The sequence below is a fragment of the Polynucleobacter sp. Nonnen-W13 genome, assembly GCF_018881735.1.
Classification (GTDB): domain Bacteria; phylum Pseudomonadota; class Gammaproteobacteria; order Burkholderiales; family Burkholderiaceae; genus Polynucleobacter.
Map to the genome: position 1 here is coordinate 143,100 of NZ_JACVPU010000002.1, position 13,585 is coordinate 156,684.

Genomic DNA, 13,585 nt, shown 5'->3' on the forward strand with positions numbered 1-13,585 from the left:
ATCTACACCCGTTTTAAACAGAGCTAACTTCTTCCGTGCGGAACTCCACTGCGCGAGCAGGAACAATGGTAGAAATTGCGTGTTTGTAGACCATCTGCGTTACGGTATTGCGCAAGAGGACTACGTATTGATCGAACGATTCAATATTGCCCTGCAGCTTAATGCCATTAACAAGATAAATGGAGACAGGAACGTGCTCTTTGCGTAAGGCATTGAGGAAAGGATCCTGTAGTAATTGGATTTTGCTGTTGTTCATACTGCTCCTTAATGGTTTTTCTTTGCTGCTATTTTGGGAGTCTTGCTTTTTTATCTATTGATCTATTACTAGGTGATGCTAAAACGGCTGTATATCTCCAACATAAGGGGGCTGATACTTAAAAAAACAAGCCCCTCACTTAGAACACAATTAAAACTGTAGCTCTATTGTTATCTTTTTACTTCTTTTTACCTTTTTTAGCCTTGTCCGCATCAACATAAGGGTTTTTAGCGGTATTCATCTGAATGCGCAAAGGGGTGCCCCGCAACTTGAAGACCTCTCTAAAGCGACCTTCTAGGTAGCGCTTATAGCTATCGGTTACACCACTCAAGGAGGTTCCGTGAATCACCACAATGGGGGGATTCATACCGCCCTGGTGGGCATAGCGTAATTTTGGACGACCCATGCCGACACGCTTAGGCTGTTGGTGCTCAATAGCCTCCTGCAAAATGCGAGTCAGTTTCGGAGTTGGCAATTTCGCCATCGCTGCTGCATAAGCTAGATCAACATCTTTAAATAGCTCTTTGAGGCCGGTACCCTTTTTAGCAGAGATCGGATGTACGTTTGCAAAATCGAGGAAACGTAATTTTTGAGCAATCTCTAAACGCGCGCGTTCTTTGACGTAAGTGTCCAGACCATCCCACTTATTCACGGCCACGACTAATGCACGTCCTGCCTCGACAATAAATCCAGCGATATGGGCGTCTTGCTCAGAAATATCCTGTTGAGCATCGAGCATCAGAATAACCACATTGCAATCTGCAATCGCTTGTAATGTTTTAACAACTGAAAATTTCTCAATCGCTTCAAATACTTTTCCACGACGGCGCAAACCTGCAGTATCTACGAGGATATAAGGCTTACCATTGCGCTCAAACGGCACTTCAATGGCATCACGGGTAGTGCCTGGCATATCAAATGCGATCACACGCTCTTCACCGATCAATTTATTGATCAGGGTGGATTTACCAACGTTAGGACGGCCCACCACCGCAATCTTCATGGGACGATTGGGATCGTTTTCTTGCTCTTCTGGTTCTGGCTCTGGAATACCTAGAGAATCTAAAGCGTCATCAATCAAACCACGTACACCATCACCGTGCGCTGATGAGATCGGGAATGGCTCGCCTAAACCCAGTTCATGAAAGTCTGCGGTGACCACGCCAGACTGCATACCTTCAGTTTTGTTCACCGCCAAGATGATCGGCCTACCAGTCTTGCGCAAGAAATCGGCAATCACGCGATCTTGTGGAGCCATACCTAAACGGCCATCCACCAAGAAAATCACAATGTCGGATTCAGCAACAGCTTGTTTGGTTTGCTTTGCCATTTCGGCAACAATGCCGGTCTTGGCTACAGGCTCAAAACCACCGGTGTCTACGCAAATAAATGCGCGTTCGCCAATCCGGCCTTTGCCGTAGTGACGGTCACGGGTCAGACCTGAGAAGTCAGCAACCAAAGCATCGCGTGAACGCGTTAAGCGATTAAAGAGAGTCGATTTACCAACGTTAGGACGACCGACAATAGTAATTACTGGATTCATTTTGGACTGTACGCCGCTATTTTTCCACCTTGAGACTGAACCAAGATGAGGCCATTCACCGCAATCGGTGCGGCTGTGATGGGACTACTGTCATGACGAATGCGTGCCAGCATTTCACCATTTGCTTGTGAGAGTGCATGCACATAACCTTGTGCATCACCAAGGAGTAAAACCTTGCCAACCGCCATTGGCTCGCCGACATCTCTAAATGTCAGTTGCGTATTTTCCCAAAATTGTGAACCGTCCTTTACGGCAAAGGCGGTAACATGCGATTTCTCATTTGAGGAGAAAACCAAATCCGGACTTTGCGCTGTGCCGGTATAGCTTGAGTAATCTTTGAACCACAGTAAATTACCGGTACGCGCTTGACCACAACCTATACGGCCCTGATAAGAGACTGCGCAAATGATTTCGCCTTCCATGCTCGGCTTAGCTGTCACGTCATTGAGCCGCTCAATTTCAGAAAATCCCTTTGGAAATGAAACCGGGGTTTCCCAAACTAGACCGCCATTCGCAATCGCAATCATGCCAAAGCGACCACCAGAAAACCCAGTCACAATCACTTCATTACCAATGGCGAGCATGCCGTAACCAACGCGCAATGAAAGAGCGGATTGTTGGCGCTGATAAGTCCACTTGCGCACACCGGTCTGAGCATCAAAACCAATAAAGCGATTATCCAAAGCTCGAATAATCACTATGCCACCAGCAACCACCGGCTCTGATAGAACCTCGCTACCAACGCTCACATTCCAAATAGCCTTGCCAGTATCGTCGTAGGCATAGACCGTTCCTTTGGTGGTGACTACTGCGGTAGTACGACCATCCGACCCAGGCCCAATCGATAGGCGATCTGGTACAGATACTTCCCATACTTTTTGACCAGTGCGTAAATCAATCTTGGCGAGATTGCCACGATGAGAGGCAGCATAAACAGCATCACCCGTCACTGCAGGATGAAAATTAAATGGCTCAGATGAACCTACGCTGGCTGTCCATACAGGAGCAAAGTCAAATTGATTGCTAACGGGAACTAGCTCCGCAGGCTTGCGTACACGCGAGCCGCCTGAACAAGCTACTAGGGCTGCCACCACAGAGCCTAGTACTAAAGCTGTACTTGCTAGTTTTGCTACGCGTTTGCAATCCATCATCACTGAGCTACTCCTCCGACGGCATCCAATTTAACTTTCAAAAGACGACGCGCCTCTTCAGGGAATTCTTTTGCATCATTTAACTGCTTCCAAGCAGCCTCATAACTCTTGCGTGCATCCGCCGTATTCTTTTGTGCCAAATACCAATCGCCGCGGCGCTCTGACCATAAAGGCTCAAAGCCTGAAACCGGTTTTTCTTTCAATATTGCATCCGCTTCTGCAAAATCTTTTTCTGTACCAAGCTCAATTAATTGTGCAGTTAGGCGTAATTTAGCTAAGGCTAAATATCCTTGATCAGAGGCATTCTTCGTAGCCCAGCGCAAATAATCCATCGCTTTTACTACGTCACCCGCATCAGAGGCAATCTTGGCAGCCACTAAACTAGACATTGCCGCATAGGGAGTTCCAGAGAACTGTTTTTGCAAATCATCAGCGGCACGTAAAGTTTGATCTTTATCACCCTTGTTAATCGCAGTAACCATAGTCTCGTATAACTGGGATGCCGCTGCAGCTTGGCTAGTCCGCCACCATTGATATCCGTTATAGCCTGCATAGGCAAATAAGGCAGCTGTCACCACAGCAGTGATCAGGTTGCGATACTTTTGCCAAAACGCTTTAAGTTGATCTAATTGTTCTTGTTCTTCTAGGTCTAAAGGCATGTCAATCCAAGCAAATAAATACAGTATTAATCATCAATGGCTTCATTCTATTCGGTGGCGCCTACTATGGCGTCAATTACCGCCTCTACAACGCTGTCGAGGGCAACTGCCTTCTGTTCACCAGTACTACGCAAATCTTTGAGTTGAGCCTCATTCTTAGCCAACTCATCTGGGCCAATGATGACAGCATAGGCTGCCCCACTCGCATCCGCTTTCTTCATTTGCGACTTAAAGCTAGCAGCCTGACCATCGGGAGGGCAAAACAGGATGGCATCGATGCCCGCATTACGTAGGCGCTCAGCAATGATCATGGCGGAAGTTAAAGTCTCACCCCCTTGATGAATAACAAAAGCATCGCATTGAGCCTGTGCTTCTGGCAAAGACCCAGAAACCTTCATGAGCTCTAAGACACGCTCCATTCCCATTGCCCAACCGCAGGCTGGAGCAGCTTTGCCACCCATACGTTCAATCAAGGGATCATAGCGACCGCCGCCAGCAATCGTGCCTTGAGCCCCTAGTTCTTCTGTAATCCACTCGAAAACAGTCAGGTTGTAATAATCCAAACCACGTACCAAGCGGGGATTGATTTTGCAAGGAATGTTGTTGGCCTTGAGTAATGCTTGCACCGCCTCAAAATGCTTGAGCGATTCTTCACCTAAGAAATCCAATAACTTGGGTGCGCCTTCAACCAACTCTTGCATTGCTGGATTCTTAGAATCCAAGATACGCAATGGATTCGTTAATAAACGGCGCTGAGAATCTTCATCGAGCTGATCTTTGTTTTTCTCAAAGTACGTTACCAAGGCGGCGCGATGCTCGGCACGCTCAGGTGCTTGACCTAAAGAATTAATCTCCAGACGCACACCCTTCAAACCAAGCTCGTCCCACAAACGTTGACCCATCAAAATGATTTCCGCATCGATATCTGGACCAGCAAAGCCTAAGGCTTCAATACCAAATTGATGAAACTGACGATAGCGACCACGCTGTGGACGCTCGTGACGGAACATCGGTCCGGTATACCAAAGACGCTTTGGTCCTTCATACAAAAGATTGTTTTCAATCACGGAGCGAACTAAAGCAGCAGTCCCTTCTGGACGCAATGTGAGCTGTTCACCATTCAGTCGGTCTTCAAACGAATACATCTCTTTTTCAACAATGTCGGTTACCTCACCAATACCGCGCTGAAATACTGCAGTGGCCTCAACAATCGGAGTGCGGAGGAATTCATATCCATAGGCACGGGTGAGGTCACGCAGAACATGTTCTAAATGTGTCCACTGCGCAGCATCAGCTGGCAAGAGATCATTCATGCCGCGTACGCCATTGATTTTTTGAATCTTTTGCGCTTTAGTTGGGTTTGCCTGGTCAGTCATGAGGTGCTTTGGTGGATTTCTTTTTTATTGTTATTTCGGTGCGTAATTTTGCTTCACGTACTCATCGACAATGACCTGAAACTCTTGAGCAATATTATCGCCACGCAAGGTTTTGACTTTGATGCCATCCACGAATACAGGTGCAGCTGGAGTTTCGCCAGTACCTGGCAATGAGATACCAATATTGGCATGCTTACTCTCACCGGGGCCATTGACAATACAACCCATCACAGCGACATTCATTGCCTCAACACCCGGGTGGGTTTTTTTCCACACCGGCATTTGCTGACGAAGGTAGGATTGAATATTGGCGGCCAATTCTTGAAAGGTGGTGCTCGTTGTTCTGCCACAACCCGGACAGGCAATCACCATGGGTGTGAAATTACGCAATCCCATAGTTTGTAAAATCTCCTGAGCCACAATAATTTCATTCTCTCGTGGCGCACCTGGGTCAGGCGTTAAAGAAACTCGAATGGTGTCGCCAATACCCTCTTGCAACAAGATACCCAATGCCGCAGTGGAGGAAACAATACCCTTGCTTCCCATGCCTGCTTCGGTTAATCCCAAATGCAATGGGTAATCTGAGCGATTAGAGAGATCGCGATACACCGCAACCAGATCTTGTACGTTACTGACTTTACAAGACAAAATAATTTGGTTTGGATTCATACCAAACTCCACCGCTTTTTCAGCAGACTGCAAGGCTGACTGAATCAAAGCTTCAATCATGACCTCTTGCGCAGTCTTGGGAACTGGCAGTGCTGCATTAGCATCCATGATGCTGGCTAACAAGTCTTGATCCAAGCTACCCCAGTTCACACCAATCCGAATTGGCTTGTCGTATGTACAGGCCGCTTCAATCATTTGGGCAAATTGCGGATCACGTTTAGCGCCCTTACCTACGTTACCGGGATTAATTCGATACTTAGATAAAGCCTTCGCACACTCAGGATAGTCTTTTAATAGGGTGTGTCCGTTGTAGTGGAAGTCGCCGATCAATGGCACTAAGACATCCATCTTGTCTAACTGCTCACGAATATAGGGCACTGCTGCAGCTGCAGCTGGTGTATCCACAGTAATACGAACCATCTCTGAGCCAGCACGAGCCAACTCTTTAATCTGGATAGCGGTACCGACTGCATCAGCAGTATCGGTATTGGTCATCGATTGCACGCGCACAGGCGCGTTACCACCAATCGTAATGATGTTGGTTTTCCAGGCAACTGTTGCCTGACGTGTTTCTCGTTTTGGCAATGGGCCTAATGGCAGCTTTGCAGGATTGCTAGATGTATCGCTCATAGGACTCTTTTTATGAAATTAGTCGTCTAATCTTTTAAGCCACTGCACTGGGTGCTCGGCTTGGTACTCTTGCTCTTCTTCATCATCAAGACTATCAGTATCGCCATCTTGACCCAAATTCATCTGCTTGTCATGTACGGCACGCTCACGCACATTGGTGCGATCAACCACATCACCCGCTAATTGACCACAAGCTGCAGCAATATCATCACCCCGGGTTTTACGAACAGTAGCGACCATGCCAGCGTCTAACAAAATGCTGGCGAAGGCATGAACGCGCTGCGCTGTTGAGCGTTTTAATCCAGACTCTGGAAATGGATTAAATGGAATCAGATTGATTTTGCATTTGATGTTTGCCAGTAAACGCACTAACTCCTTAGCCTGAATATCAGAGTCATTAACGCCATCGAGCATGCAGTATTCAAAAGTTAAGAAATCTCTTGGGGCAAAAGGTAAATACCGTTCGCACGCAGCAAGCAATTCTCTTAATGGATACTTTTGATTGAGTGGAACGAGTTGATCGCGTAGCTTATCGTTAGGTGCATGCAATGACACCGCCAATGCGACTGGGCAATCTTGTGCCAAGCGATCAATCATCGGCACTACGCCAGAGGTTGAGAGCGTCACACGCCGACGCGATAAACCATAGGCTCTGTCATCGAGCATCAAACGTAAAGCCGTTACCACGTTGTCATAGTTGAGCAAAGGCTCACCCATACCCATCAGCACTACGTTCGAAATTACACGACCCGTGTGCTCCCAACCTGGAGTCGGGTATTTCTCAATACGGCGAACGGCATTTGGATCTGTGCGGAGTAAATGTTCTGCAAACCAGAGTTGACCAATGATTTCACCAGCGGTGAGATTGCGTGAGAAGCCTTGATGCCCCGTTGAGCAAAAACGGCAATTGACTGCACAACCAGCCTGAGATGAAATGCACAAGGTGCCACGATCATCTTCAGGAATAAATACAGACTCGACAGCATTTCCAGCGCCAACATCAAGCAACCACTTCCGGGTGCCATCGGCTGCATGCTCATCTTTCATGATTGGCAGTGAAAGAACTTCTGCCTTATCGAGCAGCGTTGCTCTAAAGCTTTTTGCTAGATCACTCATGTCATTAATGTCAGAAACACCACGTTGGTGTATCCACTGCATGAGCTGCTTTGCCCTAAAGGGCTTTTCATTTAACCCCGCGACATACGCTGCCATTTGGTCAGCGTCAAAATCTAAGAGATTTACGCGCGGGGAGGTCAATGCGACTACTTATGTATGAAATAGCTTATTCGTTAGCAATCGTGAATTAACGATTGAAAACATTCATGCCAGCGAAGAAGAATGCAACTTCGACAGCTGCAGTTTCAGGAGCATCAGAGCCATGAACCGCGTTTGCATCGATGCTGTCAGCGAAATCAGCACGGATAGTGCCTTTATCTGCCTTCTTAGGATCGGTAGCACCCATCAAGTCACGGTTCTTAGCAATTGCGCCTTCGCCTTCCAATACCTGAATCATGACAGGACCAGAAATCATGAAGCTCACTAAATCCTTGAAGAAAGGACGTGCTGAGTGAACGGCATAGAACTGCTCGGCTTCAGCTTGTGACAAATGCGCCATTCTGGACGCAACAATCTTCAAACCAGCAGACTCGAAACGGTCATAGATCTTGCCAATGACGTTTTTTGCTACAGCGTCAGGTTTGATGATAGAAAGGGTGCGTTCAATAGCCATGTAAAACTCCAATAGTGATTTCAAAGATTTTGCCAAATTGGCGCTGAATTAGGTCTAGAGAGAACTTCTCCCCTACTTCCTACAACGCGCCAGGATTTCGGCGACCCCCAAATTATACATCGGCTGACCGTATTTACCCTGATCTGAGCGGGTCTAAGCCATTGAATTTACAGGGCATAACCCTTCAATTTGTAGTCCTTTTCAGGGGGGGCTTGAAATTACCCTATTTTGTCTATACTTACTGTCAACAGTCCCTTGTGGGCTTATGTATTCACTATGAAAAAGGAGTCAATATGAGCGATCTAAACTCTTACGGCTTTGGGCAAACTGGCTCGATTAGCACCCCTCAAGTACGCAACCGCGTACTGCGCAACACTTACGCCCTTTTGGCGCTGTCGATGGTTCCGACTGTCATTGGCGCATGGCTTGGCGTTGCTTTTGGGCTGAACTTTATGGCGGGCAGTCCTTTTCTAGGCTTCATCGTCTTCATGGCAATCGCTTTTGGTTTCTTCTGGGCGATTGAGAAAAACAAAGACACTGGAGCAGGCGTTCTGCTACTGCTGGGTTTCACCTTCTTTATGGGCATCATGATGTCCGGCTTAGTGGGCTACACCCTCAATAGCTACAGTAATGGCGCCACCTTAATCATGCTGGCCTTTGGTGGTACAGCTGCAATTTTTGCAGTCATGGCATCCATTGCAACTGTGAGCAAGAGCGACTTCTCAGGCATGGGTAAGTGGTTGATGGTAGGTGTACTGCTCTTGATCGTGGCTTCATTAGCCAACATCTGGTTGCAACTACCTGCCTTGATGCTCACTGTGATGGTTCTCGCAATTGCGATCTTCTCAGCGTTCATCTTGGTTGACGTACAGCGCATCATCAACGGTGGTGAGACCAACTACGTGATGGCAACTTTAGCTATCTACCTAGATGTGTATAACGTCTTCACAAACTTGCTCGCACTCTTGGGTATTGTGGGCGGTAATAGAGATTAAGCATTGGTATGCTTCAATAGAAAAGGCACCTGAGGGTGCCTTTTTCTTTACCTCGATTACTAGCTGCAAAGTTGTCAGGGTCTTTCAAATACCGCCATGGATTCCACATGGGAGGTATGGGGGAACATATTTACAATGCCTGCACTCTTAAGAATGTAGCCTGCTTGATGGCACAAAATATCTGTATCTCTAGCAAGAGTTTTGGGATTACAGGAGACATAGACAATACGTTGTGGTGGTAGATCGCTGCCTTGCTCATGCAATTGGGCTAAGGCTTGGCATATTTCCATAGCACCTTCGCGCGGCGGATCCATTAACCAGCGCTCAGCTTTGCCCCATGAGGCAATCGTTTCTGTTATCACTTCAAACAAATTGCTTTGCATGAAACTGACTTTATCTGCCAGTTGATTGTGTTCGGCATTGGCTTTAGCTCTAGCTGTCAGAGTTTCTAAGCCTTCAATACCTAAGACAGTATTTGCTCGCCTTGCAAGCGGTAAGGTGAAGTTACCAATGCCACAGAATAAGTCGAGTACACGATCACTTGCCTGAACATCTAAAAGACGAATCGCCCTACTGACCAATGCACGATTCATCATGTGATTGACTTGCGTGAAATCCGCCGGCTTGAAGGGCATCTCGATTTCAAATTCAGGTAAGCGATAACAAAGCTTACCTGTTAGCGGGTAGAACGGCGCAACAGTTTCTATGCCTTTGGGCTGCAACCAAATCCAGACCTGATGCTCATCTGCAAAATCTCTGAGCAACTGTTCATCTGCTGGTGTAAGTGGAAGGAGATTTCTAAACACCAAGGCAGTGACCGGCTTTGCTTTTTTAAGGTCGTCCGAATTGGGATCCTCGGGCTCACCAACAGCGATTTCGATTTGCGGCATACGATCCACAATCGATAAGCCCATCACCAATTTACGCATCTCTGGCAATAAATCAGATACATGCTTAGGTAAAATTTCGCAAGCAGTCATATCAGCGACATAGCCACTCTTGCCTTCATGAAATCCAATCAGTACGGTACCTTTTTTAATCGAGCGATTGACGGCGCTTAAGCGTGCGCGATGACGATACTCCCAAGCAGGGCCACCCATCGGACGAAGAATCTCTTCAGGAGCCACTTTTGCTATGTGCTTGAGATCATCTTCGAGTACCCGTTGCTTCATGGCTACCTGCGCTCGAATATCTAAGTGCTGCATAGTGCAGCCACCACATACGCCAAATGCTTTGCACTTAGGCTCCGCTCTAAATACGGCAGGCTTGAGGATATCGAGAACTTTGGCTTTACTAAAGCGAGCTTTGTCACGCGTAATGACGTAAGTGACTAGTTCAGTTGGCAAGGCACCTTGAATAAAGACAACCTTACCGCTTTGACCTTGATTAAGCTCTTCCTCGTTAGGTGTCAAGCGTGCAATCCCTTGTGCTTCTAAATCAAGGGAATCAACTCGGACTGGCTCAGTCACAATAATGTGGACTGGCTTTTCTCCTCTACGCATCCGGAGTAAAGCCTAAGAGATATTCTTGCCACTGTTCACCATGTGGCTCTTTAGACTCTTTCTCTAAATACGCTTTTACAAAAGCAATTTCTTCTTTGTATTCTTCTAATGAGAAACCACCACGCAGTAGCTGAAAGCGGCAATACATCAGATAGGTATTAACCACATCAGTTTCACAATAGCGACGAATCTCATCAATTCTGCCTTCTTGATACGCAGGCCATACTTGACTGCCATCCATTCCCATCTTGCCTGGGAAACCGCAAAGTTTTGCTAGGCCATCGAGAGGTGCGTTGGCGCGACCATTAAATTTAGCTAGGAGATCCATTAGATCTAAATGGCGCATGTGATAACGACTGATGTAGTTGTTCCACTTAAATTCTCGGCTATCGTTTTCTTGGCTCTCACCCATCTCCCAATACCGCGGGGCTTGCACATGGTTTGCTAATGCGCGGTAATGCAGTACCGGCAAGTCAAAACCACTGCCATTCCACGAAACTAACTGGGGAGTGTACTTTTCAATGAGCTCAAAGAAGGTCTGAATCAATACTTTTTCATCATCTTGCGCACTGCCTAAGGTTCCCACCTTAATTTGAGGTGAGCCGTCTTTGCTGGTTCTGCGAATGACACAGGAAATAGCGCAGATACGCTGTAAATACAGTGGGAGAAATTCGCTACCGGTTTTCTCGGCGCGCTCTGCCATCGCTTTTGTAGCAACTTCACTATCTGAAAGCATATCCGGATAGTCATTGAGGCGACGTAGTCCTGCAACATCAGGAATAGTTTCAATATCGAAGACGAGAACGGTTGCCATACTTAAATCGCTAGCAATAGATTGAAAGCAATTACTGCAAGTACGGCGTTGGATTTACAGGCTTGCCATTCACGCGTAATTCGAAGTGGAGCTTGACTGAAGTCGCATCGGTATCACCCATCTCGGCAATCTTCTGACCCTTCTTAACTGAATCACCCTCTTTCACCAAGAGTGTGCGATTGTGAGCATAGGCCGTCAGATATGTATTGTCATGCTTGATGATGATCAGGTTGCCGTAGCCACGCAAGCTGTTGCCAGCGTAAACCACCTTGCCTTCAGAAGCTGCCATTACAGGCTCGCCTAACTTACCTGCAATATCAATACCCTTGGTCTTTTCACTGAAATCATCTGTGACCTTACCTTTAGCTGGCCACGATAAACGAATACCCGGCTCAGCAACGATTTCTTTAGGGACTTCTTTGGCAGCATCTACTTTTGGCGCATCGGTTTTGGGAGTATCGCCAGCTGTTTTCGGAATTGGCTTCACAGTCATTTTGCTATTGGCTGGCGGCCTTACCAAAATGAGCTCATCTACTTCAATTAAGTTTGGGTTCGATAAATTATTCCACTGCACTAAATCGCGTGGAGACTGACCGTTATCTAATGCAATCCTCGCCAAGGTATCACCGCGTTTAACGCGATAGTAGCCTGGAGGAGTTGGCTCACTGCTGCCACCGCCACCGCTACGATCTACCACAGTCGCTGGCTTAGCTCTCGGGGTAGTTGAGCAACCGACATTGAGCAGCAAAGAAGTGATTGCCAGTATCAGTAGGAGGTATTTAGATGGGAGATTCATAGGAATTTTCATACTACCCCTGATTGTAAGGGGACAAAAAAGACCTCGTCCAGAACGGTTCTTTGATAGCGCTGGGAGCTCATCCGCTCAACCATGATCAATTGCTGTTCTTTCTCATTCTTGGCAACCGGGGCCACTAGGCGTCCGCCAATGGCCAATTGATCCAATAAGGCGTCTGGAATACCTAAACCTGCAGCTGCCAGAATGATTCCATCAAAAGGGGCTGCTTGAGGCAAACCCAGGATACCATCCCCATAAATGAGGCGTAGGTTTTTAATCCGGAAAGGTCGCAACCTCTCTCTTGCCATATCGTGTAATGGACGAATACGCTCGATTGAATACACCTCATCCGATAACAAACTGAGAACGGCTGCCTGGTATCCACAGCCAGTACCAATCTCCAATACTTTTCCTAAAGATTGCTTGGGCTTATGCAAAAGCTCAATCATGCGTGCCACTACCGATGGCTTGGAAATCGTTTGCGAGTGACCGATTGGTAAAGCGGTATCTTCGTAGGCTTGAGGATGCATACCTGCATCCATAAATGCATGGCGCGGGACGGTAGCAATGGCCTCTAAGGTTTTGCCGTGCTTCACTCCAGCAGCAAGAACTTTGGCTGCTAAAGCTTGCCGATGGCCAGCGTTACGTTCTGCCGCTGACTTCAACCGCGTGTCCAGCCGTTAGCCCGCATGGCAGCCAAGCGCGCATGATGCGTTAAATCTAATTGCATCGGCGTGATGGAGATGCACCCCTCATCAATGGCATGAAAGTCTGTACCTTCAGAGCTGTCTTTGGCATGTCCTGCTGCACCAATCCAATAAATATCATCACCACGTGGACTTTTTTGCACCACTACCGGTTGCGAGTGATGGCGATTACCTAAGCGCGTCACACGCCAGCGATTAAGGTCGGCATAGGGGCGATTCGGAATGTTGACGTTGAGTAAGGTAGCGGCGCCATCGGTGTGGGTCACATTGGATGCCAGGGTTTGCGCGACGATATCGTGCGCTGCTTTGGCGGCATCTTCAATCCGGTTCCAGCCCTTATCGATTTGTGAAAAGGCAATTCCTGGAACACCAAACATCACACCTTCTACTGCGGCAGCTACAGTGCCCGAGTACAGGGTATCTTCACCCATGTTCTCGCCTTGATTGATACCAGAAACTACCAAGTCTGGCTTCTCATCCAAGAAACCCGTCATGGCGATATGCACACAATCGGTCGGCGTGCCATTAATAAATAGGAAGCCATCACGCTCACCACCTGCCACCCGATGAATTGATAGTGGTCGTGAGAGTGTTAACGAGTTTGATGCGCCACTGTGATTTTGCTCAGGAGCAATTACTGTAACTCGACCTAATGGGCGAATGGCGTTGACCAAAGCTAAAAGACCAGGCGCAAGATAGCCATCATCATTTGAAATCAGAATATGTGGCTGTTTTGTGTTTTCACTCATCAATATCAA

At 47.3% G+C, this 13,585-nt stretch carries 13 protein-coding genes and 1 pseudogene; 1 reads left to right on the forward strand and 13 read right to left on the reverse strand.

All coding sequences use genetic code 11. From position 1 onward, the window contains the following. Positions 1 to 13: 13 nt before the first annotated feature. The 8 genes from hfq to ndk all read right to left on the reverse strand — a co-directional run bounded on the left by hfq (position 14) and on the right by ndk (position 8,013). Positions 14 to 256, reverse strand: a complete 243-nt coding sequence (gene hfq, locus ICN27_RS06010) for an RNA chaperone Hfq (RefSeq protein ID WP_114653200.1) — start codon at positions 254 to 256, stop codon at positions 14 to 16. Between the two features lie 178 nt (positions 257 to 434). After that, positions 435 to 1,799, reverse strand: coding sequence for a ribosome biogenesis GTPase Der (gene der / locus ICN27_RS06015; RefSeq protein WP_216269359.1), 1,365 nt, complete (start codon positions 1,797 to 1,799; stop codon positions 435 to 437). Then, positions 1,796 to 2,950 (reverse strand): outer membrane protein assembly factor BamB, encoded by a 1,155-nt coding sequence (gene bamB / locus ICN27_RS06020; protein WP_216269360.1) that lies wholly within the window; start codon positions 2,948 to 2,950, stop codon positions 1,796 to 1,798. The genes der and bamB overlap by 4 nt, the downstream gene beginning before the upstream one ends. Beyond that, the gene (locus ICN27_RS06025) at positions 2,950 to 3,609 is read right to left on the reverse strand and encodes a tetratricopeptide repeat protein (RefSeq protein ID WP_216269361.1); all 660 of its coding nucleotides are present in this window, start codon (positions 3,607 to 3,609) and stop codon (positions 2,950 to 2,952) included. Before ICN27_RS06025 ends, bamB begins: the two co-directional genes overlap by 1 nt. Before the next feature lie 47 nt (positions 3,610 to 3,656). Then, the gene (gene hisS, locus ICN27_RS06030; protein WP_216269362.1) at positions 3,657 to 4,985 is read right to left on the reverse strand and encodes a histidine--tRNA ligase; all 1,329 of its coding nucleotides are present in this window, start codon (positions 4,983 to 4,985) and stop codon (positions 3,657 to 3,659) included. Positions 4,986 to 5,015: 30 nt separating this feature from the next. Further along, positions 5,016 to 6,284, reverse strand: a complete 1,269-nt coding sequence (gene ispG, locus ICN27_RS06035) for a flavodoxin-dependent (E)-4-hydroxy-3-methylbut-2-enyl-diphosphate synthase (protein ID WP_216269363.1) — start codon at positions 6,282 to 6,284, stop codon at positions 5,016 to 5,018. Between the two features lie 18 nt (positions 6,285 to 6,302). Continuing rightward, positions 6,303 to 7,496: a 23S rRNA (adenine(2503)-C(2))-methyltransferase RlmN gene (gene rlmN / locus ICN27_RS06040; protein WP_216269704.1), complete on the reverse strand. Its 1,194-nt coding sequence runs from the start codon at positions 7,494 to 7,496 to the stop codon at positions 6,303 to 6,305. Between the two features lie 91 nt (positions 7,497 to 7,587). Beyond that, positions 7,588 to 8,013: a nucleoside-diphosphate kinase gene (ndk, locus tag ICN27_RS06045; protein WP_215307408.1), complete on the reverse strand. Its 426-nt coding sequence runs from the start codon at positions 8,011 to 8,013 to the stop codon at positions 7,588 to 7,590. A gap of 293 nt (positions 8,014 to 8,306) precedes the next feature. On the opposite strand from ndk, the gene ICN27_RS06050 reads away from it, so the two are divergent. Further along, positions 8,307 to 9,008 (forward strand): Bax inhibitor-1 family protein, encoded by a 702-nt coding sequence (locus tag ICN27_RS06050; RefSeq protein WP_215307409.1) that lies wholly within the window; start codon positions 8,307 to 8,309, stop codon positions 9,006 to 9,008. Between the two features lie 74 nt (positions 9,009 to 9,082). Here ICN27_RS06050 and rlmD read toward each other — a convergent pair whose 3' ends face one another. The 5 genes and pseudogenes from rlmD to surE form a co-directional block, all read right to left on the reverse strand. Then, the gene (gene rlmD / locus ICN27_RS06055; RefSeq protein ID WP_216269364.1) at positions 9,083 to 10,510 is read right to left on the reverse strand and encodes a 23S rRNA (uracil(1939)-C(5))-methyltransferase RlmD; all 1,428 of its coding nucleotides are present in this window, start codon (positions 10,508 to 10,510) and stop codon (positions 9,083 to 9,085) included. Continuing rightward, positions 10,503 to 11,324 carry a 3'-5' exonuclease gene (locus ICN27_RS06060; protein WP_216269365.1) on the reverse strand — a complete coding sequence of 274 codons (822 nt, stop codon included), beginning with the start codon at positions 11,322 to 11,324 and terminating at the stop codon, positions 10,503 to 10,505. Before ICN27_RS06060 ends, rlmD begins: the two co-directional genes overlap by 8 nt. Before the next feature lie 31 nt (positions 11,325 to 11,355). Beyond that, the gene (locus ICN27_RS06065) at positions 11,356 to 12,120 is read right to left on the reverse strand and encodes a peptidoglycan DD-metalloendopeptidase family protein (protein ID WP_215307417.1); all 765 of its coding nucleotides are present in this window, start codon (positions 12,118 to 12,120) and stop codon (positions 11,356 to 11,358) included. Positions 12,121 to 12,128: 8 nt separating this feature from the next. Continuing rightward, positions 12,129 to 12,752, reverse strand: a pseudogene (locus ICN27_RS06070) (protein-L-isoaspartate(D-aspartate) O-methyltransferase); the annotation flags it as partial. A gap of 29 nt (positions 12,753 to 12,781) precedes the next feature. After that, positions 12,782 to 13,576, reverse strand: coding sequence for a 5'/3'-nucleotidase SurE (gene surE / locus ICN27_RS06075; protein ID WP_216269366.1), 795 nt, complete (start codon positions 13,574 to 13,576; stop codon positions 12,782 to 12,784). Between the last annotated feature and the right edge of the window lie 9 nt (positions 13,577 to 13,585).